Annotated in this window: 25 protein-coding genes; 6 read left to right on the top strand and 19 right to left on the bottom strand. The window is 72.0% G+C overall.

The features are described 5' to 3' along the window. Positions 1–93: 93 nt before the first annotated feature. Positions 94–891 carry a DUF1194 domain-containing protein gene (locus tag F0L46_RS07095; protein ID WP_240539897.1) on the bottom strand — a complete coding sequence of 266 codons (798 nt, stop codon included), beginning with the start codon at positions 889–891 and terminating at the stop codon, positions 94–96. A 151-nt stretch (positions 892–1042) separates the two neighbouring features. On the opposite strand from F0L46_RS07095, the gene F0L46_RS07090 reads away from it, so the two are divergent. The 4 genes from F0L46_RS07090 (at position 1043) to F0L46_RS07075 (ending at position 4137) form a co-directional block, all read left to right on the top strand. Then, positions 1043–1837 carry a DUF2243 domain-containing protein gene (locus F0L46_RS07090; protein ID WP_149816361.1) on the top strand — a complete coding sequence of 265 codons (795 nt, stop codon included), beginning with the start codon at positions 1043–1045 and terminating at the stop codon, positions 1835–1837. A gap of 120 nt (positions 1838–1957) precedes the next feature. Next, positions 1958–2596 (top strand): hypothetical protein, encoded by a 639-nt coding sequence (locus tag F0L46_RS07085; protein ID WP_149816360.1) that lies wholly within the window; start codon positions 1958–1960, stop codon positions 2594–2596. A gap of 78 nt (positions 2597–2674) precedes the next feature. After that, positions 2675–3523 (top strand): D-amino-acid transaminase, encoded by an 849-nt coding sequence (locus F0L46_RS07080; RefSeq protein ID WP_149816359.1) that lies wholly within the window; start codon positions 2675–2677, stop codon positions 3521–3523. A 104-nt stretch (positions 3524–3627) separates the two neighbouring features. Further along, positions 3628–4137 carry a Pycsar system effector family protein gene (locus F0L46_RS07075; protein WP_149816358.1) on the top strand — a complete coding sequence of 170 codons (510 nt, stop codon included), beginning with the start codon at positions 3628–3630 and terminating at the stop codon, positions 4135–4137. 260 nt (positions 4138–4397) lie between these two features. Here F0L46_RS07075 and F0L46_RS07070 read toward each other — a convergent pair whose 3' ends face one another. Continuing rightward, positions 4398–6722, bottom strand: a complete 2325-nt coding sequence (locus F0L46_RS07070; protein ID WP_149816357.1) for a Tex family protein — start codon at positions 6720–6722, stop codon at positions 4398–4400. A 327-nt stretch (positions 6723–7049) separates the two neighbouring features. Further along, positions 7050–8300 carry a winged helix-turn-helix domain-containing protein gene (locus F0L46_RS07065; RefSeq protein ID WP_240539896.1) on the bottom strand — a complete coding sequence of 417 codons (1251 nt, stop codon included), beginning with the start codon at positions 8298–8300 and terminating at the stop codon, positions 7050–7052. A gap of 53 nt (positions 8301–8353) precedes the next feature. On the opposite strand from F0L46_RS07065, the gene F0L46_RS07060 reads away from it, so the two are divergent. Continuing rightward, the gene (locus F0L46_RS07060; protein WP_149816356.1) at positions 8354–8698 is read left to right on the top strand and encodes a hypothetical protein; all 345 of its coding nucleotides are present in this window, start codon (positions 8354–8356) and stop codon (positions 8696–8698) included. 13 nt (positions 8699–8711) lie between these two features. Here F0L46_RS07060 and F0L46_RS07055 read toward each other — a convergent pair whose 3' ends face one another. From F0L46_RS07055 to F0L46_RS07025, 7 genes are all read right to left on the bottom strand, one after another. Beyond that, positions 8712–9143 (bottom strand): 4-aminobutyrate aminotransferase, encoded by a 432-nt coding sequence (locus F0L46_RS07055; protein WP_149816355.1) that lies wholly within the window; start codon positions 9141–9143, stop codon positions 8712–8714. A gap of 132 nt (positions 9144–9275) precedes the next feature. Next, positions 9276–10253, bottom strand: a complete 978-nt coding sequence (locus F0L46_RS07050) for a beta-ketoacyl-ACP synthase III (RefSeq protein ID WP_149816354.1) — start codon at positions 10251–10253, stop codon at positions 9276–9278. Positions 10254–10271: 18 nt separating this feature from the next. Next, a complete protein-coding gene (gene plsX, locus F0L46_RS07045) occupies positions 10272–11306 on the bottom strand; it encodes a phosphate acyltransferase PlsX (protein WP_149816353.1) in 1035 nt (344 codons plus the stop codon). Between the two features lie 97 nt (positions 11307–11403). Further along, positions 11404–11685, bottom strand: coding sequence for a hypothetical protein (locus F0L46_RS07040; protein WP_149816352.1), 282 nt, complete (start codon positions 11683–11685; stop codon positions 11404–11406). Positions 11686–11764: 79 nt separating this feature from the next. Continuing rightward, entirely contained in the window at positions 11765–12274 is a 510-nt protein-coding gene (locus tag F0L46_RS07035; protein WP_149816351.1) for a YceD family protein, read from the bottom strand. Further along, a complete protein-coding gene (locus tag F0L46_RS07030; protein WP_149816350.1) occupies positions 12271–12804 on the bottom strand; it encodes a ubiquinol-cytochrome C chaperone family protein in 534 nt (177 codons plus the stop codon). Before F0L46_RS07030 ends, F0L46_RS07035 begins: the two co-directional genes overlap by 4 nt. A 169-nt stretch (positions 12805–12973) precedes the next feature. Beyond that, positions 12974–13270, bottom strand: coding sequence for a hypothetical protein (locus tag F0L46_RS07025; protein WP_149816349.1), 297 nt, complete (start codon positions 13268–13270; stop codon positions 12974–12976). Between the two features lie 194 nt (positions 13271–13464). Here F0L46_RS07025 and F0L46_RS07020 point away from each other — a divergent pair, with 194 nt between their 5' ends. Next, complete coding sequence (locus F0L46_RS07020) at positions 13465–13920, top strand: outer membrane protein assembly factor BamE (protein ID WP_149816348.1); 456 nt, start codon at positions 13465–13467, stop codon at positions 13918–13920. Positions 13921–13923: 3 nt separating this feature from the next. Here F0L46_RS07020 and F0L46_RS07015 read toward each other — a convergent pair whose 3' ends face one another. From F0L46_RS07015 to nrdR, 9 genes are all read right to left on the bottom strand, one after another. After that, the gene (locus F0L46_RS07015) at positions 13924–15159 is read right to left on the bottom strand and encodes a cytochrome P450 (RefSeq protein ID WP_149816347.1); all 1236 of its coding nucleotides are present in this window, start codon (positions 15157–15159) and stop codon (positions 13924–13926) included. A gap of 100 nt (positions 15160–15259) precedes the next feature. Then, positions 15260–17416: a sodium-translocating pyrophosphatase gene (locus tag F0L46_RS07010; RefSeq protein WP_149816346.1), complete on the bottom strand. Its 2157-nt coding sequence runs from the start codon at positions 17414–17416 to the stop codon at positions 15260–15262. A 198-nt stretch (positions 17417–17614) separates the two neighbouring features. After that, a complete protein-coding gene (locus tag F0L46_RS07005; protein WP_149816345.1) occupies positions 17615–18811 on the bottom strand; it encodes an MFS transporter in 1197 nt (398 codons plus the stop codon). A gap of 19 nt (positions 18812–18830) precedes the next feature. Beyond that, on the bottom strand, positions 18831–19829 hold the full coding sequence (gene thiL / locus F0L46_RS07000; RefSeq protein WP_149816344.1) for a thiamine-phosphate kinase: 999 nt from the start codon (positions 19827–19829) through the stop codon (positions 18831–18833). 56 nt (positions 19830–19885) lie between these two features. Then, complete coding sequence (gene nusB / locus F0L46_RS06995) at positions 19886–20383, bottom strand: transcription antitermination factor NusB (RefSeq protein WP_149816343.1); 498 nt, start codon at positions 20381–20383, stop codon at positions 19886–19888. Between the two features lie 3 nt (positions 20384–20386). Beyond that, positions 20387–20878: a 6,7-dimethyl-8-ribityllumazine synthase gene (gene ribH / locus F0L46_RS06990; RefSeq protein WP_149816342.1), complete on the bottom strand. Its 492-nt coding sequence runs from the start codon at positions 20876–20878 to the stop codon at positions 20387–20389. Between the two features lie 387 nt (positions 20879–21265). Further along, the gene (locus F0L46_RS06985) at positions 21266–21892 is read right to left on the bottom strand and encodes a riboflavin synthase (protein ID WP_149816341.1); all 627 of its coding nucleotides are present in this window, start codon (positions 21890–21892) and stop codon (positions 21266–21268) included. After that, complete coding sequence (gene ribD / locus F0L46_RS06980) at positions 21892–22974, bottom strand: bifunctional diaminohydroxyphosphoribosylaminopyrimidine deaminase/5-amino-6-(5-phosphoribosylamino)uracil reductase RibD (protein ID WP_149816340.1); 1083 nt, start codon at positions 22972–22974, stop codon at positions 21892–21894. Before ribD ends, F0L46_RS06985 begins: the two co-directional genes overlap by 1 nt. A 26-nt stretch (positions 22975–23000) precedes the next feature. Continuing rightward, positions 23001–23495, bottom strand: coding sequence for a transcriptional regulator NrdR (gene nrdR, locus F0L46_RS06975; protein WP_149816339.1), 495 nt, complete (start codon positions 23493–23495; stop codon positions 23001–23003). Positions 23496–23564: the final 69 nt, after the last annotated feature.

Here is a 23564-nt window from a genome sequence, read left to right as displayed (position 1 = left end):
CGCCGTGGCGGCCGGTGCCCGAGTGCGACCGCTTTAGGGGCGCGCTCCCGCCTCCGCCGTGCTCCGGCGCACGGACGGCGGGCGGTGTTTGGGTCAGGGGCCGTAATTGCGCCGGCGCATCTGCTCGCCGATCAGGCAGTTCATCCGCTCCCGCTCCTGCGCCCGCTGCACCAGCGGATGGGGGTCGCGCAGGTCCGCGATCTCGCGCACGAGCTTGGTGCGGATCGCGTCGGCGAACTGCTTGCGCTCGCGCACCGGCACGATGAACGAGCCCGGCCCGCCGATGACGCAGTCCTGGTAGTACTGATCCAGGTTCTCGATGTCGCCCCAGCCCGTGGGGCGCTTCAACATGAGCGGCAGGCCGTTGATGGTGATCCCCTTCGCCACCGCCTCGTCGCGGGCGAAGGTCACGGTGCGGCCCTGGTTGTTCGGCCCGTCCCCCGACACGTCGATGACCCGGCGCATGGCCTCGAAGCCGCTGTCGTCGAGAAGGCGGGCGCTGAAGTCGATCGCGCTGGAGATGGAGGTGGAGAACACCCGGCCGATGGGCGTGCTCGCCAGCCGCTCGGAGAACGCGTCGGCGGTGCCGGGGCCGTCCACGAGGGTCCAGGGCACCACCACCGTGTGCTGCCCGACCCCCGACCACTCCACATAGGTGACCGCGATCCGACCCAGGGTGCCGCGCGCGATCGCCTCGTGGATGAGGGCGGAGCGGAAGGCTTCCACGAAGCCCTCGCGCTGGAGCTCCTGTTCCTCCGTGTCCATGGAGCGGGACACGTCGACGGCCAGCACGAGGGCGAGGTCCACCTCCGTGTCGGCCCAGGCCGGGGCGGCCGGAAGCGCAAGCCAGAGGGCGACGAGCGAGGCGGCGAGCAGGCGCAGGTTCGGCACGGAGCGGCCCTCCACGTTTGCGCCGGGGAGTGTGCCACGTCCGCGGGGGCGGGCAAGCCCCGCCGCCCGCGACGGGGGCTCGTGGGACGCGCCGCCGCATGGAACGCGGGGCGCCCCGCCCGGGTTGGAGGCCAGCCGCCACGAGATCCCCATGGCCACAGCCTCGATCGCCAGCCCTCCCACCGCCTCCACCCCCTCGCCTGCCGCGGGGGCCTGGGTGCTGGGCTTCGCCCTCGGCGGCTTCGTGGACGGCATCCTGCTGCACCAGGTGCTGCAATGGCACCACCTCCTGAGCCTCGTGCCCGGAGAGGCGCTGCGGGACATCCGGGCGCAGATTCTTGCCGACGGCGCATTCCACGTCGGCATGTACGCCATCGCGGCCGTGGGATTGTGGATGCTCTGGCGGCGGCGCGGCGGGTTCTCGGGCACGGGAGCCGACCGGCGCGTGGCGGCCGGCGCAGCCTTCGGCTTCGCCCTGTGGCAGGCGGCGGACACGGTGCTGTTCCACTGGCTGCTCGGCATCCACCGCATCCGCGTCGACGTGCCGAACCCGCTCCTCTGGGACATCGGCTGGGTCGTGATGTTCGGCGTTCCGCCCCTGCTGCTCGGCCTGTGGCTGCGCGCGCACGCGGACCGGGGCGGGCCGGGAAACGGGCGCGTCGCAGCGGCCTTGAGCGCCATCGCCCTCCTCGCCGCACCGATCGCAGCCCTGCCGCCGGGCGGCGACGCGCCGGTGCTCGTGCTGTTTCGCGAGGGCATCGGGGCGCCGGGGGCCTTCGCGGCCGTGGCGGCGATCGACGCGCGGGTGGTGTGGGCCGATCCGTCCGGCGAGCTTCTGGCCATCGTGCCCGGCGATCGCAGCCCCTATCGCCTCATCGGCCACGGCGCGCTCCTCGTCGGCGGCTCGCCCGCGGTCGCAGGCTGCCTCGCCTGGTCGCGCATCTGACCGGCACGGCCAAGACCCGCACAATTCGAGCGATCCGCTTCATCCGGCCGCGAGGGGCCCGCTGCTAGGGATCCCGTCAATCGCCCGCATGAGGTTTCGTGGGCGTTCGAGGGGGCGGACGTGAGCTTGCTTTGCGCCTTGGTGATGTGCGCCGCGCCCGCGGTCGCGCCGAAGCCCGATTTCGAGCGGGCCGTGAACGCGCCTCTGCGGGCCTACGAGACCTGCGCCCGAACCCGTCCCGGGGCGAAGGGCTGCGCCGGGCATCTCGACGCCGCGCGGGCCGGCATGGTCGGCATCGGCTATTCGCCCGCCCAGGCCGCGTCCCATGTGGGGGCGGCGCAGGAGCGGTTCATCGCGCCCCGCCAGCGCGGGAGTTCCGATGCGCCAGCCGCGAAGGCCCTGAAGCCGGCGTCCCCCGCCCGCAAGGAAGCCGCGCGCGGGCCCGGCGCCGACGAGCACCTCGCCGATTGGACCTTGTGCCTGGAGAAGACCAGGGGCGACGTCCTCGCCTATCCGGTGGCGCCGGACGCCGACGTGGAGGCGACCGCGAGCGCCATCACCCGGGCCTGCAACGGCTACGCATCCCTCGCGCAGGGGCTTCTCGTGGCCTCCGGGCAGAGCGAGGCGCAGGCGAAGGAGACGCTCGCGGCCTTTACGGACACGGCCCGCCGCCGGGTCCTGGCCGAGCTGCGCAGGCGCGCCGGCAAGGCCGCGCCCCGCCGCGACACCGCATCCGCCAGCGGCGCGGTGCCCCGCTAGAATCGCGGGTGCTTCCCCTCGCGGCGAATCTGTCCCAGAAGGGCCGCAGGGGCCCCCTGCCCGCTCGGTGAAACAGTCATGGCGCGCATCGTCTTCGTGAACGGCGAGTTCCTCCCCTTCGAGGAGGCCCGCCTCCCCATCATGGACCGCGGCTTCCTGTTCGCCGACGGCATCTACGAGGTGAGCGCGGTCGTCGGCCGCCGGCTCATCGACAACGAGGGCCACCTCACGCGGCTCGCCCGCAGCCTCGGCGAGATCCGGATCGCGAACCCCTACTCGGACGAGGAGTGGGTCGGCCTCCAGACCGAGCTCATCACCCGCAACGAGCTCGACGAGGGCATCGTCTACACGCAGGTGACCCGCGGCGCGGCCGAGCGCGATTTCGCCTTCCCGAAGGAGGCCACGCCCACCGTGGTGATGTTCACCCAGCCGAAGTCTATCCTCGCCTCGCCCCAGGCCGAGAGCGGCATCGCCGTCGTCACCGTGCCGGACCTGCGCTGGAAGCGGCGCGACATCAAGTCGGTGGCGCTGCTTGCCCAGGTGCTCGCCAAGCAGGCGGCGGCGGAGGCGGGCGTGGGCGAGGCCTGGATGGTGGAGGACGGCGCGGTCACCGAGGGCTCCTCGTCCACGGCCTTCATCATCACCCGCGACGGCACCATCGTGACCCGCCCGCTCTCCAACGCGATCCTGCCGGGGATCACCCGCCGCTCCGTGATGCGGCTGGCGCAGGAGGCGCAGCTTCGCGTCGAGGAGCGCCTGTTCACCCTGGAGGAGGCCCACGACGCGGCGGAGGCCTTCATCACCAGCGCGTCGAGCTTCGTGATGCCGGTGGTGGCGATCGACGGGACGCCGATCGGCGACGGCAAGCCCGGCCGCCTCACGCGACGCCTGCGCGAGCTCTATCTCGACATGGCCCGCGAGGGCTGAGCGGCGCGGACCATGTGCGCGGGCGCACGGATGGCGGGCGCGGGGCTTGGTTTGAAGGCGGCAAGGGGTCGGCGTGGGAGCCGATCCGGGGGGAATGCCGAACCATGTTTCACGAACCGATCGTGCCCTTGAGCACCACGAGCATCGAGCGCGCAGAGAAGTCGCTCCAGCGCATGCTGGAATGGATCGGCCGCCACGATCTGCGCAGCGGCGCCACCATGGGCATCACGGTGGCGATGCTCGGCGCCCTCTCGGCCGCCACGCCGCCGATCTCGAAATGGACCGCGAGCTTCACGGTCGCCCTGGTGCTCACGGGTCTCGGCTTCGCCATCGTGGTGGGCGAGATCATCCACGGGCTGTTCCCGCGCATGCGCAACGACCGCCCGTCGATGTTCTTCTTCGGCTCCATCGCGGCGATGCCGCAGGAGGAGTACCGGCGCCGTTTCAGCGCGCTCACCGACGAGGACTACCTGCAGGACGTGCTGGGCCAGGTCTACCTCAACGCCCGCATCCTGCGCTCCAAGTTCCGGTCGCTCCGCCGCGCCATCATGGCCCTGATGTTCACGGTCCCCGCCTGGGCCTGCGCCCTGTCGCTCGGGCGGTCGCTGAGCTGAGGGCGGGGGTTCGATAGGGAGCGCCTTCGGCGCGGCTCCTTGCGCTGGATCCCGGATCGGCGCTCGCCTTCGGCTGCGCTTGTCCGGGAAAGTGGCGTCGAGGTTCTTGAGAACCTTCCTGCCACCCTCGCCCACCTTCCCGGACAAGCCTCGCGAAGCGAGGTGCAGATCCGGGACCCAGGATTCTGATGCCGCGAAGCGGCTCCGTATGCCTGCGCCGGCAGGCCCATCCATGAACCCAGACGGGCAATCGAGCGCCCCTACCGCCGCCCGCCCCGGTTCTTGTCGCCGAGGCCCGCCCGCCGCAGCGCATCCGCCATGGCCCCACCACCCGCCGCCGGGGCGGGCTGAGGCGCCGGAGCCTTGGCCGGCGCGGGCCGCGATGCGCCGGACGAGCGGCCCTGCGGCCCGATCTCGTCGTCGAGGCGCATGCTGAGCGCGATGCGCTTGCGGGGCTGGTCGACGTCGAGCACCTTCACCCGCACCACGTCCCCGGGCTTCACCACGGCGCGCGGATCCTTCACGAAGGTCTTCGACAGGGCCGAGATGTGAACGAGCCCGTCCTGGTGCACGCCGATGTCGACGAAGGCGCCGAAGGCGGCGACGTTCGTGACCACGCCCTCCAGCACCATGCCGGGCTTGAGGTCGGAGATCTTCTCCACGCCCTCCTGGAAGGTAGCGGTCTTGAACTCCGGGCGCGGGTCACGGCCGGGCTTCTCGAGCTCGGCCAGAATGTCGACGACGGTGGGCAGGCCGAAGCGCTCGTCGGTGAAGGTCTCCGGCCGCAGGGCCTTGAGGATGCCCGGGTTGCCGATCACCACCTTGATGTCGCTCTTCGTCGCCTGCAGGATGCGCCTCACCACGGGATAGGCCTCCGGGTGGACGCCCGACGCGTCGAGGGGATCGTCGCCGCCGGGGATGCGCAGGAAGCCCGCCGCGAGCTCGAAGGTCTTCGGGCCGAGGCCCGGCACCTCCTTCAGCGCCTTGCGGGTGCGGAACGGGCCGTTGCCGTCGCGGTGGGCCACGATGTTGCCCGCCACGTGGGCGCCGAGGCCCGAGACGCGGGCGAGGAGCGGCACGGAGGCCGTGTTCACGTCGACGCCGACGCCGTTCACGCAGTCCTCCACCACGGCGTCGAGGGAGCGCGACAGCTTGTGCTCGGCGAGATCGTGCTGGTACTGCCCGACCCCGATCGCCTTGGGCTCGATCTTCACGAGCTCGGCGAGCGGGTCCTGCAGGCGCCGCGCGATCGAGACGGCGCCACGAAGCGTGACGTCGAGCCCCGGCAGCTCCTCGCTCGCATAGGCCGAGGCCGAGTAGACCGAGGCGCCGGCCTCCGACACCATCACCTTCGTGAGCTTCAGGTCGGGGTGCCGCGCCAGGAGCTCGGCGGCGAGCTTGTCCGTCTCGCGCGAGGCGGTGCCGTTGCCGATGGCGACGAGCTCGACACGGTGAGCGCGGCAGAGCTTCGCCAGAACGCCCAACGAACGGTCCCAGTCGAGGCGGGGCTCGTGGGGATAGATCGTGTCGGTCGCCACCACCTTGCCCGTAGCGTCCACCACCGCGACCTTCACGCCCGTGCGGTAGCCCGGATCGAGGCCGAGCGTCGGGCGCGAGCCGGCGGGGGCGGCAAGCAGCAGGTCGCGCAGGTTGCCCGCGAACACCTTGACGGCCTCGTCCTCCGCCGCCTGCCACAGGCGCAGCCGCAGGTCGATCTCGACGGAGGGGCGCAGCTTGGTGCGCCAGGCGAAGCGCGCCGCCTCCAGGAGCCAGCGGTCGCCCGGCCGTCCCCGGTCGGCGATGCCGGCGGTGAGCGCCACGCGGCCCTCGTAGGGGCTGACATAGGCCGGCTCGCCCGCGGCCTTGTCCTCCTCGAGGGCAAGATCGAGCACCTCTTCCTTCTCGCCCCGGAACATCGCGAGAATGCGGTGCGAGGGGAGCTTGGTGAGGGGCTCGGCAAAGTCGAAATAGTCGGCGAACTTGGCGCCGTCCGTCTTCTTGCCCTTGCGCACCTTGGAGACGAGGCGGCCGCGCCGCCAATAATCCTCGCGCAGCGTTCCGACGAGCGCCGCATCTTCCGAGAAGCGCTCGGCCAGGATGGCGCGGGCGCCCTCCAGGGCAGCCTCCGGCGTCGCGACGCCCCGCTCATCGCTCACGAAGCCGCCCGCGGCCTCCAGAGGCTGGCGGTCGGGCCGGGCGAGCAGCGCGTCGGCGAGGGGCTTCAGGCCGGCCTCGCGGGCGATCTGCGCCTTGGTGCGGCGCTTGGGCTTGAAGGGCACGTAGAGGTCTTCCAGCACCGCCTTAGTCTCGGCCGCGGCGATGCGGGCCCGCAGGGGAGCGTCGAGCTTGCCCTGCGATTCGATGCTGTCGAGGATGGTCTTGCGGCGGTCCTCCAGCTCGCGGAGATAGCGCAGGCGCTCCTCCAGGGTGCGCAGCTGCGCGTCGTCGAGGGTGCCCGTCGCCTCCTTGCGATAGCGCGCCACGAACGGCACCGTCGCGCCGCCGTCGAGCAGATCGACCGCCGCCTTGACCTGCCAGTCCTGGACGCTCAGCTCGGCTGCGATGCGCTGCGTGATCGACGCCATCGGGCTCTCCTCGGGGATGGGGCGCGTCGGATACCCGCGCGCGGGAGGCGGGTCAACGCCGTCCGGGGCGTGCCGTTGGGGGAGGTAAGGCGGGGCCCACACGCGCTCGCTCCGGGGGTCCGTCCACGGCTGGTGGCGCCGCTCCAAGAGCGCCGCCGTGCTCCCTCCCCCNNGGGGTGGGGGGTGACGGCGGCGTCCTATCCGGAAAGGTGACCAGCCGATCGGTCGAGATCCATCTTGGCTCGGCACCGCCGTCACCCCCCCAACCCCTCCCGCAAGGGGGAGGGGAGCGGGTCGAGCCCTGCACTGCGGCTTCGAATCGCTCCTCTAGCCGGGGGCGGACGGCATCAGCCGGGTGGCGGCCGCGAGGGCGGGGGCGAGGTCGCCGCGGGCGGCCACGGCGATCTCGTCGAGATCGAGCCAGGTGCCGAGCAGGCCCAGCTCGTCGGCGAGGGCGGCGGCGGTGTCGGGCGGGGCGCGGGGCTCGAGATGGGCGGCCTGGACCAGGAGGCGGCGGGTCTTGCGGTCGGCCTTGAGGTCCACCCGCGCGGCGAGCCGGTCGCCCCATAGGAACGGCAGGACGTAATAGCCGTGCTCGCGCAGGTGGGCCGGGGTGTAGATCTCGATGCGGTAGCGCATGCCGAACAGGCGCTCCGCCCGCGGGCGCTCCCAGAGCAGCGGGTCGAAGGGGGAGACGAGCGCCCGGGCCTTGAGGCGCGCCGGCGCCGCGGCGCCCGGCGCCAGATAGGCCTCCGTGTCCCAGCCCTCCACCGACGCGGGCAGCAGGTCGCCCTCGTCCACGAGGGCGCAGATCGCCGCCCGGGCGTCCGGCGGGTCGAGGCGCCAATAGTCGCGCAGGTCCCGCTCCGTCGCGACCCCAAGCGCACCCGCCGCGACGCGCACGAGCGTGCGGTGCGCCTCCTCGTCAGAGGGTGTGGGGGCCGCTAGGATCTCGGCTGGGAGGACGCGCTCCGGCAGGTCGTAGACGCGCTCGAAGCCGCGCCGCGCGGCCGTGGTGACGCGTCCAGCCCAGAAGAGCCATTCGAGGGCCCGCTTTCCGTCGCTCCAGCCCCACCAGGAGCCCGCCGAACGTCCGCAATCCTCCAGCTCCCGCGCGGAGAGCGCGCCGCGCGTCTCCACTTGGCGCAGCACCTCGGCGATGAAGTCCGGCCGCTCGCGGCCGAAACGGGCGAGCCCGCCATAGATACCCCGCCCCTCCCCTGCCCGGCTCATCCGCCAGCGAAGGGCGGGCTGGAGGTCGAGCCGGATCAGGGAGGCCTCGTGCCCCCAATATTCGAACAGGTGCCGCCGGCGCCCATAGGCCGCCTCGTGGAGGTGGTCGACGGCGTATGCGCCCAGCCGCGAGAAGCCCGGCATGTAATGGGCCCGCGCCAGCACGTTGACTGAATCGATCTGCACCATGCCGAGCCGGCCGAGCATCGCGTCAAGGCGCCCGCGCGACGGTCTCGGTGGTCTGGCACCCGTGAGCCCTTGCGCCGCCAGCGCGATCCGGCGGGCGTCCCGGGCCGAGAGGGAGACGGCGGAGGCCATCAGGCGCGGGTTCCGGCGGGTTGGCATGGGTCCTGCTGATCCGAGGCGATCTGGTCACTTCCCATTAAGGATCGCCCATCATGAGACGCCCCGCCCTTGCCTTGCTGCTCCTGCTGGCCGGTTCCGGTGCAGCGGCGGCGCAGGGCATCCCACGGTGGCACAGCGAGCCCCGTCCGCCGAACCCGTCCTACGACCGCCCGCGTTTCCAAACCTACTACCCCCTCTACTCCCACGCGCCCCGGTGGAACGGCCAGCGTTGGCCGGCCTACCGCCCCGGCGAGCGCGGCCGCTACGAGGCCTCGACGGTGGCGACCTATCCCCTGCGGGAGGCGGCGCCGGGCAACGACTGCGCGATCGGCGCCTTCGAGGTGCTGAACGCGCGGCGCGGCGAGACCCGCTGCGCCGCCGTCGATCACGGCTGGTAAGGCGCCTGGCGCCTCACAGCTCGACCGCGTCGCTCTTCGGCTCCGCCGCGGGCTTGTTGCTGACGTTGATCTTGATGGTCTGGGTCTGGACCTTGCCGTCGGCCTGGCGGACCTCGATCACGACCTCGTCGCCTCCGGTGAAGCCGGCATTGGCCTCGTAGAACACGCCGAGGACCGGCACCTTCAGGGCGGGGCAGCGCTTGAGCTGGCCCGCAGGCGTCTCCCCCGTGCGAACCGTCAGGCTGCCGTTCCGTGGGGTCTGGACGAGCTTGATGGCCGGCAGCGCGCCCGGCTTGCAGTCCTGGGAGACGTTGCCGACCATGGTGAGCCGCTGCGACTTGCCGGGCTGGGCCTCGACGGACCTGGGCTGGCGATCCTGCGCGAGCGCCGGCCCGGCGGCGAGGATCAGGGTCGAGACGGCGAGAACGCTGAGCGGGCGGATCATGGGGCCTCCTGGATGGGTGGCCTCTCAGGTGTGGGGCGCGGGGCCATCCGTCAAGCTGTGCGTGGCCGGTCTGCGATGCGTGATGTGGAGAAGGCGGCTCCGATGTCCAGCGGCTCGCACCTCCCCGCCCGCTCACCAGCGGATGAGCGCGCTGCCCCAGGTGAAGCCGCCGCCGATGGCCTCGATCATGACGAGGTCGCCCGTCTTGATCCGCCCGTCCTTGACCGCGGCGTCGAGGGCGAGCGGGATCGACGCGGCGGAGGTGTTGCCGTGGCGCTCGACCGTGATCACCACCTTCTCCGGGGCGATGCCGAGCTTCTCGGCGGAGGCGTCGATGATGCGCTTGTTGGCCTGGTGGGGCACGAACCAGTCGAGGTCGTCGGGGGTGGTGCCTGTGGCCTTGAACGCGTCGCGGATCACGTCCACCACCTGCGCCACCGCGAAGCGGAAGACCTCCTTGCCCTCCATGCGCAGGACGCCCGTGGTGCGCGTCGAGCCTGGCCCCCCGTCGACGTAGAGCTTCTCGCGGTGGCGGCCGTCGGAGCGCAGATGCGAGGTGAGCACGCCTCGGTCGGCATTGCCGCCCTCCGCCTCCTGCGCCTCCAGCACGATGGCGCCCGCGCCGTCGCCGAAGAGCACGCAGGTGGTGCGGTCCTCCCAGTCGAGGATGCGCGAGAAGGTCTCGGCCCCGATCACGAGGGCCCGCTTGTGCGAGCCGGAGGTCAGGAACTTGTCGGCGACCGAAACCGCGTAGACGAAGCCCGTGCACACCGCCTGCACGTCGAACGCCGCGCCCTGGTTGATGCCGAGGCCGAACTGGATCTGGCTGGCGCAGGACGGAAAGGTGAGGTCGGGCGTCGACGTGGCGCAGACCACGAGGTCGATGTCGTCGGGCGTGAGCCCTGCATGCGCCAGGGCCGCGCGCGCCGCGCCGATGCCGAGCACGGAGGTGGTCTCGTGGTCGCCCGCGATGTGGCGCTGCTGGATGCCGGTGCGCTGGACGATCCAGTCGTCCGACGTGTCGACCATCCGGGCTAGGTCGGCATTGGTCAGGACGCGGTCGGGGAGGTGGGAGCCGCAGCCGCGGACGACGGAACGAAGACGGGTCAAGCGAAGGCCTTCATGGTCTCAAGCGGACGCCTCGGCCGGGATCTGGTCGAGCATGTCCCGGATGGTTCGCATGAAATCGTAATGCGCCATGTCGTAGGCAATGTCGATGGCGGAGGCCAGGCCGAGCGCGTCCGCGCCGCCGTGGCTCTTGATGACGAGCCCGTCGAGGCCGAGGAAGATGCCGCCGTTCGCCCGGCTCGGATCCATCTTGGCCCGCAGGGCGTCGAACGCGGTCTTGGCCAGGAGATAGCCGAGCTTGGCGGTCCAGGTGCGGCTCATGGCGGCGCGCAGGTACTCGCCGATCTGCTTGGCCGTCCCCTCGGCGGTCTTGAGGGCGATGTTGCCCGTGAAGCCTTCCGTCACCACCACGTCGACGGTGCCCTTGCCCAGGTCGTCGCCCTCGACGAAGCCGCGATAGTCGAGCCCGGCGAGGTTCGCCTCGCGCAGGATGCGGCCGGCCTCCTTCACCGCCTCGATCCCCTTGATCTCCTCGCGGCCGACATTGAGGAGGCCCACGGTGGGCTTCTCGATGTCGAAGACGATACGGGCCATGGCGGCGCCCATGACGGCGAGGTTCACGTAATGGCTCGCATCCGCCCCGATGGTGGCGCCGACGTCCAGGACCACGCTCTCGCCGCGAATCGTCGGCCAGATCGCCGCGATGGCCGGGCGGTCGATCTCCGGGAGCGTCTTGAGGCAGAACATGGACATCGCCATGAGGGCGCCCGTGTTGCCCGCCGAAACGCAGATATCCGCCTCGTCGTCGCGCACCGCCTGGATGGCGAGCCACATGGACGACTTGTTGCGGCCGATGCGCAGCGCCTGGCTCGGCTTCTCGTCCATGCGGATCGACACGTCGGCGTGCCGCAGCTCCGTCACGGGCAGCAGGGCCGGATGGCGCTCGAGGACCGGGCGGACGACAGCCTCGTCGCCATAGATCAGGAACCGCGCGTCGGGGTGGCGCTCCAGCGCCAGGGCGGCGCCGGGCACGACCACCTCCGGGCCATGGTCGCCCCCCATGGCATCAAGCGCGATCCGAACGGTCTGGGCCATCGATCTGTCCGCGGCTCCTGCAAAAGTGCGCGGACCATACCCACTCCGGGCGTGCCCGCAAGGGGGAGAGGGCCGCTCGCCGCGCGCTGCCGCTGGGTCAGGCGCGCGATTCGCGCTCGTCCGCGTCCGCCACGACGCTCCGGCCGGTGCGCTTCTTGATGCCGCTGAGGCGGTGGACGCGCACGCCCTTGCGGTCGGGATCCCGCTCCGCCAGGAGCCGGTCATAGGCCTGGCCCAGCGCCCAGCCGAGCCCCGACAGCACGATGCCGACGAGGCAGAGGATCGCGATCACGAGGCCGAACAGGACGGGGACCGGGAACACGGCGAGCGCGCCGAGCCCGAAGAGCGCCGTCCCGGCGATCATGATCCGTCCCCGCACCGCCCCGTCCTCAGGCAGACATCCCCGCCGGCAGGCTAGAACACCCGTGCTGATAATGGTTTAACGGGCGCGTGTGCCGTCAGGAGCCCGGCTTCATGCGCCCGAGCGCCGCGAAGGGGGAGGTCTCGTCCGGGGCCGCCGCGGGCTCGTCGAAGGCCACCCCGGGTTTGCGGGGATAGGGATCGAGGCCGAGCGCCAGGAACTCCGCGGTGAGCGCGCCGAGGTCGATCTTGCCGTTGACGATCTCGTCCGGCCGGTCGAGGTCGGCCTCGTCCCGCCCCTCCGGCTCGGGGCCGAGATGCTCGGAGAAGTCGACGTCGACCTCCTCGGCGATCTCGGTCTCGAAGGGCTCGAGGGTCACGACGCAGACCTGGGTGACCCGGCCCCGCACGGTCCCGGTCACGTTCATGCGCCGGGGCGTGCCCTTGACGCGGTACTCGCCCGTGAGCGCGTGGACCGCGGGGATCTTGAACTCCCGGGCGAGCGCCGCGCATTCCTCGGGCGTCGCCTCGATCTTCGGGCGGGCGCCGCCCTCCGGGAGCCTGTCGACGGCGACGAGACGGACGAGCGGGAAGGCTGGGGCAGTCATCGGGGCGTCTCCTTCGGGTCGGCGAAGACCGGACCGGTGCCCAGGATCTCGTCGAGGCTCTGGCCGGCGAGCCGCCGGTCGCTCGCGAGCACGTAAGCGGCGAGCGCGGGCGCGGGTTCCGCCTGACCCAGCGCGTTGCGCCCGAGCACCCCCGCGAGCGCGGCATCGTCGCCCCGGTCGAGGGGGCCGTCATAGGCGTCGGCCCGGCCGTAGAACGAATGGGCGAGCTTCTTCATGCGCTTGCCCACCCCCATGTCGCCGACGCCGAGCTCGCGCAGGGACGCGTCCATGCGCTTGAAGAAGGTGTCGATGAAGTCCTGGCCGACATCGCCCGCCGGCGGCGGCAGGGTGCGAAGGCGGCGCAGGAGCAGGACGGTGTGGAGCGCCAGCGACTCGAAGCGCCCCTCCACCGTGTCCGGGATCCCGAGGTCGGTGTAGAGGGCCGGCTGGCGCGAGGCCGCCGCGATCCGGTCGTAGAGCACCTCCATGGCGGCGCGGCGCGGGTTGCGGCGAAAGAGGCTGAGGATCACGGCGGGACCTGTCTTCGAGGGCGCGGAGGCGCCCGCTTCCCTGACATGCCGCCGCAGGGCTGCCCATTCAAGGGTTTCCCGCCCGCTTGCGGCGATCCGCTCCGCGCACAAACGAGAACGGCCCGCGCTGGGCGGGCCGTGAAGGTGGCGTTCGACGATCCGTGGAAGATCAGTCGCAGACCTTGATCCGGCGGATCGTCACGTCGCCGAACTCGTCGACGTAGCGGCGACGCTTGATCACGCAGACGGGCTCCTCCTCGTAGCTCTCCACGTAGACCGGCGCGGGACGGCGGACATAGACGGTGGCCGGAGGCGGGGGCGGCTGCGAGGCGATGGCGCCGAGCGCGAGCCCGCCGACGACGCCGAGGGCGGCGGCCGCCGCGTTCTGGCCGTCGCGGGCGGAGGCCGGCGCGCTGGCCGCCATGAGGGACGCGGCGACGAGGGACAGTCCAATGAAGCGCTTCATATCGAACCCCGGGACAACGGCCCCGACTATCGCGCGCAAAACGTTAACAGATCCTTAACGAGGCTGCCTCACACCGTCCCCCGGCGAGGCGCGCCCGCTCTCCTCGACGCCTTGTCAAAGACCCTGCGCCGGGTTAGGGCATCAGCCCGGAGCGGCCACATCGCCAAGTGCCGCAGGGGGAGCGCGTTCCACAGATGCGTCGCACATCGAGCCTCATCGCCCGCCTCGCGGCGGTTGCCCTGATCGCCGGCGTCAGCGGCGCCTGCGTCGTCGGCGAGGAGTTCCAGCGCGGCTACCTGCTCGACGAGCAGGCCTTCGCCAGCGTGAAGCCGGGTCAGGACGCGCAGCAGGTGCTCCAGATCCTGGGCACCCCGTCCACCGTGTCCACGGTGGGGAACCGCAGCTGGTACTATATCAGCCAGCGCTCCACCCGCCGGGTCCAGTTCATGAACGACACGGTCGTCGATCAGCGGGTCGCGGCGGTGTACTTCACGAAGAACCTGAAGGTGGAGCGCGTGGCGCTCTACGGCCTCCAGGACGGCCGGGTGTTCGACTTCGTATCCCGCACCACGCCCACGGGCGGCTCCGACCAGAACTTCGTCGGCCAGCTCTTCCGCGGCGTCGCCTCGCTCAACCCGTTCGGGTCGTAAAGCTCAAGCCGGGCGCAAGGCGACCGGCAGCGCCCGCAGGCCCCGCACCGAAAGGCCCGTCTTGTAGACGGGTTCTGGGCCTGTAGGCGCGATCTCGCGAAAGCGCCGCAGCAGCGTCGTGAACACCACGTCGAGCTCCAGGCGCGCGAGGTGCAGCCCCAGGCACAGATGCGGCCCGCCGCCGAAGGCGAGGTGGCGGTTCGGCGCGCGCCCGACGTCGAACCGGTCGGGCTCGGGGAAGGCTTGCGGATCGCGGTTCGCCGCCCCGTAGAGGAGCCCGAAGCGGGTGCCGCGCGGGAAGACGCGCCCGCCGACCTCCGTCTCCCGCGTCGCGTAGCGGTGGAAGAACGGCAGGGGCGACTCGAAGCGCAGCATCTCCTGCACGGCGCTGGGCGCGAGCGCCGGATCCTCGCGCAACCGCCGCATCTCGTCGGGGAAGCGCAGGAGCGCGTGGAGCGCGGTCCCGAGCACGTCGATGGTGGAGCCGTGCCCCGCCATGAGGATGAGCATGGCGGTGGAGATCGCCTCGTCCCGGCTCGCCCGCCCCGCCGCCTCGGCCGCGGCGAGCCGGCTCAGGACGTCCCCGCGGGGCCGGGCGCGCCGCTCGTCGAGGGCCGCCACGAGATAGTCGTGGAACTCCCGCGTCGTCGCCTCGGCGAGAGCCTTGCGAGCGTCCGAGCGGTCGACGTCGAAGAACTGGACGATGTCCTCGGACCACCGGCGCAGGCGCGGCCCGTCCGCGTCAGGGACGCCGAGCACGCGCCCGATCACCCGGCCCGGCACCCGGGCCGCGACGTCCTCGATGAACTCGATCTCGCCGCCCCCGGCGAAGCCGTCGACGAGCGTGTCGACGACGGCCTCGATCGCGGGCCGCTGCAGGCCCATCAGGCTCGGGGTGAACCAGCCGAGCACGAGGCGGCGCAGGCGATCGTGCACGGGGCCGTCGCTGTCGAGCAGGCTGAACTGCACGAAGCGGGCGTGAAAGGGCATGTCGTGCCAGTTCTCGCGCCGGCGCCGCTCTGCCACCTCCTCCGGCGACATCACGGCCTCGGGCGCCCGCACCATCGTAGGGTCGCGGGCGATGGCCGCCACGTCGGCGAAGCGCGCGACGAGGAAGGTGTCGGTCAGCGGGTCGTAGACGGGCTCCGGCCGGGCGCGAAGGCGCGCATAGGCGGGGTACGGATCCCAGGCGAAGGCGGGGGAGAGGGGATCGAGGGCGGGGCTGTCGTCCGACGCCATGGTGCCCTCCATCTGGTGCCGCGCGCGGCGGCTCGTTGCGCTCAGGGCGCTCGGCAGACGGTCGCCCGGCCGCTCGCTGGAGCGGCCGGGCGATTCGCCGTCAGCTGTGCGCGAGCACCGCAAGCAGCAGGAGGGCGATGATGTTGGTGATCTTGATCGCGGGGTTCACGGCGGGGCCTGCCGTGTCCTTGTAGGGGTCGCCGACGGTGTCGCCGGTCACGGAGGCCTTGTGGGCGTCCGAGCCCTTCATGTGGCGCACCCCGGCCTCGTCGACGAAGCCGTCCTCGAAGGACTTCTTGGCGTTGTCCCACGCGCCGCCTCCCGAGGTCATCGAGATGGCGACGAACAGGCCCGTGACGATCACGCCCAGCAGCATGGCGCCCACCGCCGAGAAGGCCTGGCTCTTGCCTGCCACCGCGAGGATCACGAAGTAGGTCACGACCGGCGCCAGGACCGGCAGGAGCGAGGGGACGATCATCTCCTTGATCGCGGCGCGGGTGAGCATGTCGACCGCCCGGCCGTAATCGGGACGCTCGGTGCCCTCCATGATGCCGGGCTTCTCCCGGAACTGCCGGCGCACCTCCTCCACCACGGCGCCCGCCGCGCGGCCCACCGCCGTCATGCCCATGCCGCCGAAGAGGTAGGGGATGAGGCCGCCGAACAGGAGGCCCACGACGACATAAGGGTTGGCGAGCGAGAAGTCGGGCGTCACGCCGCGGAAGTACTGGTAGGCCGTGGAGCCCTGCCGGTTCGCCTCCGCGATGAAGTAGTTCAGGTCCGAGGTGTAGGCTGCGAAGAGCACCAGAGCGCCCAGGCCCGCCGAGCCGATGGCGTAGCCCTTCGTCACGGCCTTAGTGGTGTTGCCCACCGCGTCGAGCGCGTCGGTGGACTTGCGCACCTCCTTCGGGAGGCCGGCCATCTCGGCGATGCCGCCCGCGTTGTCGGTGACCGGACCGAAGGCGTCGAGGGCCACAACCATGCCGGCGAGCGCCAGCATCGCGGTCACCGCGATGGCGATGCCGAAGAGTCCGGCAAGCTTGAAGCTGAACACGATGCCAGCGACGATGACGATGGTGGGCAGCGCGGTCGCCTCGAGGGACACCGCGAGGCCCTGGATGACGTTCGTGCCGTGGCCCGTGACGGAGGCCTGCGCGATGGAGCGCACCGGCCGGTAGCCCGTGCCCGTGTAATATTCGGTGATCACCACGATGAGCGCCGTCACCACGAGGCCGACCACGGCGCACATGAACAGGGCGCTCGTGGAGAAGCTTGTGCCGCCGGTGATGGTGAGGGTGCGGGAGAAGCCGCCGAACATGGCCCAGGTCACGGCCGCGATGGCCGCGATGGAGAGCACGCCCGAGGCGATGAAGCCCTTGTAGAGCGCCCCCATGATCGACTGGTTGGGGCCGAGCTTAACGAAGAACGTGCCCGCGATCGAGGTCACGATGCAGGCGGCGCCGATGGCCAGCGGATAAAGGAGCACCGTCTCCAGGATGTCCTGGCCCGCGAAGAAGATCGCGGCGAGCACCATGGTGGCGACCACGGTGACGGCATAGGTCTCGAACAGGTCGGCCGCCATGCCGGCGCAGTCGCCGACATTGTCGCCCACGTTGTCGGCGATGGTGGCGGGGTTGCGCGGGTCGTCCTCGGGGATGCCGGCCTCGACCTTGCCGACGAGGTCGCCGCCGACGTCCGCGCCCTTGGTGAAGATGCCGCCGCCGAGGCGCGCGAAGATGGAAATCAGCGAGGCGCCGAAGCCGAGCGCCACGAGGGCGTCGATGACCGCGCGGCTCGAGGGCGCGAAGCCCAGGGCCCGGGTCAGCACCGCGTAGTAGATCACGACGCCCAGCAGCGCGAGGCCCGCCACCAGCATGCCCGTCACCGCGCCCGACTTGAACGCGACGTCGAGGCCGAGGCCGAGCGATTGCGTGGCGGCCTGAGCGGTGCGCACGTTGGCCCGCACCGACACGTTCATGCCGATGAAGCCCGCGGCCGCCGAGAGGATCGCGCCGACGGCGAAGCCGACCGCGACCCAGACGCCGAGCAGGAAGGCCAGGACACCGAAGAGGATCACGCCCACGACCGCGATGGTCGCATATTGCCGCCGGAGATAGGCCTGGGCGCCTTCGGCGATCGCGCCAGCGATCTCCTGCATGCGCTGCGTTCCGGCGTCGCGTCTCATCACGTCGTTGATGGCCCACAGGCCATAGGCGATCGACAAAGCGCCGCCCAGGATGATCAGGAGGATGGTGAGCATGTTTCCGTCCTTGGGTGCCGAGGCGGGATTGTTATGGCCGGGGAGGCTTCGCCAACGGAATGGGACCCTTTTGGTGCCAAACTTTTCCTGCAAGCGCAAACAGGACGTTGGAGGCATGCACAGCCGAACGTTTCGCGGGGGTTGGACGCCCTTGCGGCTCCCCTCCCCTGATTCGCGGCAGCGTCCCGGCCCGGGATCTCACGCCGCGGCGGTGCGGCTGCGGCCCTGCCAGGCGAGCAGGCCGATAGCGAGCGCGACGGGCGGGAAGACGAGCCAGTTGAGCGCGTCCCAGCCGCCGAGATTGAGGAGCTTGCCCGACGAGAACGAGGCCAGCGCCACGGAGCCGAAGATGAGGAAGTCGTTCGCCGCCTGCACCTTGGCGCGTTCCTCCGGGCGGTAGCACTCGGTCACGAGCGCGGTCGCGCCGATGAAGCCGAGGTTCCAGCCGACGCCGAGCAGCACCAGCGCGACCCAGAAATGGGCGACGCTGAGCCCCGACAGCCCCACGGCGGCGGCCGCCGCGATGAGGAGGAGGCCCGCCGCGGTGACGCGCTCCTTGCCCCAGCGGTCGATGAGCCGGCCGGTGATGAAGCTCGGGCCGAACATCGCGAGGATGTGCAGGGAGATGCCGAGCGCCGCGAGATCGACTCCATGCCCGCAGCCGACCATGGCGAGGGGGGCGCCGGTCATCACGAAGCTCATGAGACCGTAGGACGTGAGCCCCGCGAGCACGGCCATGACGAAGCGGGGCTGGCGCATGATCTCGCCGAGCGGCCGCCCGCCCGGCTGCGCCGCCGCCGCGACGGGCGGCGCGCGCAGGAACGAGACCACCATGAGCGAGAGGAACGCCAGGCCCGCCTGGCCCAGGAAGGCGCCCGCGAACAGGGCGCCGGGCACGAGGTCCCGGGTCCAGATCACCACCTGCGGGCCGATGATCCCCGCCGCGAGCCCGCCCGCCATCACCCATGAGATCGCCCGCGCCCGGAAGGCGGGCGAGGCGGTGTCGGCGGCGGCGAAGCGGTAGCTCTGGACGAAGGCGCCGTAGAACCCCGACACGAAGGTGCCGAGGCAGAACACGACGAAGGCGGCCGACGCGATGCCATAGGCCGCGATGCAGCCGGCGAGCACGCCGATGCTCGCCCCGAGGACGTAGCCGTTTCGTCGGCCAAGGCGGCGCATGACGAGGGCGGCCGGGATCGTCCCCAGGGCAAGGCCGAGATTGAGCAGGCTCACGGGCAGGGTGGCGAGCAGCTTGTTCTCGGCGATGGCCTGCCCGACGAGCCCGCCGAGCGAGATCACGATGGCGGGGTTCGCGCCGCCGAGCGCCTGGGCGCCGGCGAGGACGAGGACGTTGCGCTTGGCGAGCCTGTCGCCGGCCTGTGTGGGAGCGTGCATCGGGCTCGCGGGACTGGGGTCAGAAATGGCTGAAGGAGCCGCGGTCGTAGCGCCTTTCCAGGCCGCCGTCGCGGAAAACCGGCGTCTCGTCGCCCTCGATCATCCGCCCGATCACGGTGGCGGGCACGCCGGCCCGGGCGGCGGCGTCGAGGAAGGCGGCGAGCTTGGCGTCGGGCACGGTGCAGAGGATCTCGTAGTCGTCGCCCCCGGTGATCATCCGGTCCCGCAGGCGCCCGTCGGCGGCGATCGCGCCGCGTCCGGCCAGGGAGAACGGGATGAGATCGACGTCGACCTCGGCGCTGAGCCCGCTCGCCCGCGCCATCTTGGCGAGGTCGCCCGCGAGCCCGTCCGAGACGTCCATCGCCGCGCTCGCGTGCTCGCGCAGGATCTCGGCGAGGGCGAGGCGCGGGCGGGGGTGGAGGTAGCGGTCGGTGAGGTAGACGCGGTGGTTGATCGACAGGCCGGAGGTCCAGCCCGCGCCGGGCTGACGGCGCAGCACGAGGCCCAGCGCCGCGTCCCCGATGGTGCCCGTCACGCAGACCCGCTCGCCGGCCTTGGCGCTCGTGCGCGCCACCATGCGCCCGTGCGGGACGGTGCCGAGCGCGGTGATCGAGATGGTGAGCGGACCTCGCGCCGCGACCGTGTCGCCGCCGAGCAGCGGGCAGCGATAGGTGGAGGCCGCCTCGCCAAGGCCGTCGCTGAACCCTGAGAGCCACTCGGCGGTCCAGTCGTCCGGCAGGGCGAGGGTGAGCAGGAAGCCCAGCGGCGCGGCGCCCTTCGCCGCGAGATCCGACATGTTCACGCCGAGCGCCTTGCGGCCGATGGCGGTGGCGGGATCGTCGGAGAAGAAGTGGCCGCCCGCCACCAGGGCGTCGACCGTGACGATGAGGTCCTGCCCCTCGGGTGGCACGATCCGGGCGGCGTCGTCGAGCAAGCGCAGCCCGCCCTCCCCGGCCATCGGCGCGAAATAGCGTGCGATCAGCTCGTCTTCGGTGGGGCGGGCGGCGGGGGTCGACATGGCTCACGCAACTTGAACCCGCCGCCGCGCGGTGTCGAGCCGATAAGCCCCGCGGCCTATTGTTTTCCCCGGCGCTCCCCGCCGCGGCCGGCCCCGCGGGCGTCGAGCTCGCCCGGGCGCACCTCGCGGGTGATGGCGTCGAGCACCGCGTTGACGAGGCCCGGCTCGTCATCGCCGTAGAAGCTGTGCGTCACGTCGACATATTCGGTGATGACCACGCGGGCCGGCACGTCCTTGCGGAACATGAGCTCGTAGGCGCCCGCCCGCATGATGGCGCGCAGCACCGCCTCGATCCGGCGCAGGGGCCAGCCCTCGGCGAGCGTCGCGTCGATGCGCTGGTCGACGGCGCGCTGCTGCTCGACCACGCCCGACAGGAGGTCGCGGAAGAACGCGTTCTCGGCAGGCTGGAACTCGACGCCGTCGACCTCGCGGCCGATCCAGTGCGCCTCGAACTCCGCGAGGGCATCGACGATACCCTTGCCGGCCACGTCCATCTGGTAGAGCGCCTGGACGGCGGCGAGGCGCGCGGCGCTGCGTTCGGTGGCTTTCGCCATGTCCTAGATGTCCCCCTGGAGCCGGCGCCTGAGCCGGAGCACGGCGAGCGCCGCCTCGGCAGCCCCGCCGCCCTTGTTCAACTCCCCGACCCGCGCCCGGGTCCAGGCCTGGTCCTCGGTGTTCACGGTGAGGATGCCGTTGCCGAGCGGCAGGCGGCGCGCGACCGAGAGATCCATGAGCGCCCGCGCGCTCTCGCCGGCCACGATGTCGTAATGCCCCGTGTCGCCCCGGATGACGCAGCCCAGCGCCACCGCGGCGTCATAGGGCGCGCCCCGGCGCTCGGCGGCGTCGAGCGCGATCGCCATGGCGGCGGGGATCTCGAGCGCCCCCATGACGGTGAGCACGTCGAGGGACGCGCCCGCCGCCTCCGCGGCCGCTCGCACGCCGCGCAGGAGCTCGTCCGCGAGATCCTCGTAGTAGCGCGCCTCGACCACGAGCACGCGGGCGCCGGGCAGGGGCGTGGCGTCGAGACGGGCGGGGGAATGAGCGACCATGGCGGGGTTCCGGGAAGCGGGACGGGGTCGTGTACGGGAGGGCGGACGGAAGGGCAAGGGCGAGGCACCCTCCCCTCTCCCATGGGGAGAGGGGTCGGGGGTGAGGGGGTACAACCTCGAACCAGCAGAACTCCCCCCTGGAGGGAGAGGGTGCCCCCGCGTCAGCGGGGGTCGAGTGACGGGGAGCGCAAAAGCGGAGCTGAAGGCTTGCAGGACCGCGGGACATTGGTCTCACGCGGCGGCCCAGGCAGCGCGAACCTCCTGACGGCCCCCACTCCCGGCCTGCTCCGCAGGCTACCCTCTCCCTCTAGGGGAGAGGGTACTCGTGCGAACCCACCAGCGTGTTACCCCCTCACCCCCAACCCCTCTCCCCATGGAAGAGGGGGGCTACCCCCGCGCCTCGCTCAGGCGCGCCGCGTAGCGGGCCATCAGGTCCACCTCCAGGTTCAGCCCGTCGCCCGCCTTGCGGTCGCCCCAGGTGGTGACGGCGAGGGTGTGGGGGATGAGGAGGACGGAGAAGACGTCGCCCTCGACGGAGTTCACCGTGAGCGACGTGCCGTCGAGCGCGACCGAGCCCTTCTCGGCGATGAAGCGGGAGAGGCGGGCGGGCGCGCGGATGTCGAAGCGGGCGGTGGGGCCCCAGGGGTCGTCGGAGGCGCTCATCTCGACGCGGCGCACGATCTCGGCGACGCCGTCCACGTGGCCCGTCACGATATGCCCGCCGAGCTCGTCGCCGATCTTGAGGGAGCGCTCCAGGTTCACCCGGGTCCCCTCCCCCCAGTTGGACACGCTCGTGCGCGCCAGGGTCTCGGCGGCGGCATCCACCTCGAACCAGGCGCCCGCACCCTGCGGACCGAAGCCTACCACCGTGAGGCACGGCCCCGAGCAGGCGATGGAGGCGCCGAGCTGGATCGTGGCGGGGTCGTAGGCCGATTCGATGCGGATGCGCCGGACATTGGCGGCCTCCGAGACGGCCGACACCCGGCCCACATCCGTGACGATCCCGGTGAACATCAGGCGGTCCTCTCAAAGGTCTCGATCAGGTCGGGGCCGGCGGGCCAGGCCGAGACGGGGCGAAAGCGCCGGGCGAGGGCGTCCGCGAGCCCCGGTCCAACCGCCGGGATTCCCTGCGCGCCCAGCGAGGCGGGCCCGGTGAGGATCACGGCCTCGTCCACGAGATCGGCAGCCGCGAGCGCATCCGCAAGACGCGGGCCGCCCTCGCAGAACACCCGCGTGATGCCGCGCAGGGCTAGGAGCCGCAGGGCTTCCGCCACGTCCACCCGGCCTGCCGCGTCGGCGGCGACCCGCATCACCTCGACGCCGGCGCCTGCCAGGATACGCTCGGGGCCGACCGGCGCGCCCTCGGTGGCGATCACCCAGGTGGGGATCTCGCGGGCGGTGGCGACGAGGCGCGCCGCGGGGTCGATCGACAGCGCGCTGTCGATCACCACCCGCACGGGGGAGCCCGGGCCGAGCCCCGGCAGCCGCACGTCGAGGCGGGGATCGTCGGCCGCGACGGTGCCGGAGCCGACCATGATCGCGTCCGCGTGGTAGCGCATGAGATGGACGTGGCCGGCCGCGATCTCGCCCGTGATGAGGAGGCGCGGGCCGGTGGCGGCGGCAAAGCCGTCGCGGGTGCGGGCGAGCTTCAGGGTGAGGGCCGGGAGGCCCCGCGTCACGCGCTTCACGTGCCCGCGATGGGCGCGCGCAGCCTCCGCCTCCAGGATCCCCGTCTCGACCGCGATCCCCTGCCCCCGCAGGAGCGCAGCGCCCCGGCCGCTCACGCGGGGGTCGGGGTCGGTGAGAGCCACGACGACGCGGGCGATGCCGGACGCGATCACGGCATCGACGCAAGGCGGCGTGCGGCCGTGATGCGAGCAGGGCTCCAGGGTGACGTAGAGGGTCGCGCCCCGGGCCGCGTCGCCTGCGGCCGCGAGCGCCACGCGCTCGGCGTGGGGGCGCCCGCCCGCCTGCGTGACCCCCGTGGCGAGCACGATCGGGACGCCTCGCGTCTCGCCCACCACCACGGCGCCGACGCTCGGGTTGGGCCAGGTGTGCCCGAGATGGCGCGCCCCGACGGCCAACGCCAGGCGCATCCACCGCTCGTCGGCGGCCGGCGCGCTCATCCCTTGGACGGGACCCGGCCGGCGCGCGACGGGGGCTCCTCGTCGCCGCTCATGGCGCCGAGCAGGTCCTCGAAGTCCTTGGCCTCGCGGAAGTTCTTGTAAACGGACGCGAAGCGGACATAGGCCACCTCGTCGAGGCCCTTCAGCCCCTCCATGACGAGCCCGCCCACGGTCTCGGCCGGCACCTCGGCCTCGCCCGCGCTCTCCAGCTGGCGCACGATGCCGTTGATCATGCGCTCGACGCGCTCGCGGTCGACGTTGCGCTTGCGCAGGGCGATCTCGACGGAGCGCTGGAGCTTGTCCCGGTCGAAGATCTCCCGCTCGCCCGAGCGCTTGACGATGGTGACCTCGCGCAGCTGCACCCGCTCGAAGGTGGTGAACCGCCCGCCGCAATCCGAGCAGACGCGCCGCCGCCGGATCGCCGCGGCGTCCTCGGTCGGCCGGGAGTCCTTCACCTGGGTGTCGGCGTTGCCGCAGAAGGGACAGCGCATGGGGGTCCTCGGGCGCGTGGTGCGCTGGGGGCGATCTATGACGGGTTCGGGCGTGGAGCAAGCGCGACG

This window comes from Salinarimonas soli, from assembly GCF_008386575.1.
GTDB lineage: Bacteria > Pseudomonadota > Alphaproteobacteria > Rhizobiales > Beijerinckiaceae > Salinarimonas_A > Salinarimonas_A soli.
Note: the sequence above shows the minus strand (reverse complement) of the source record. Positions and strands in the feature narration are given on the sequence as shown.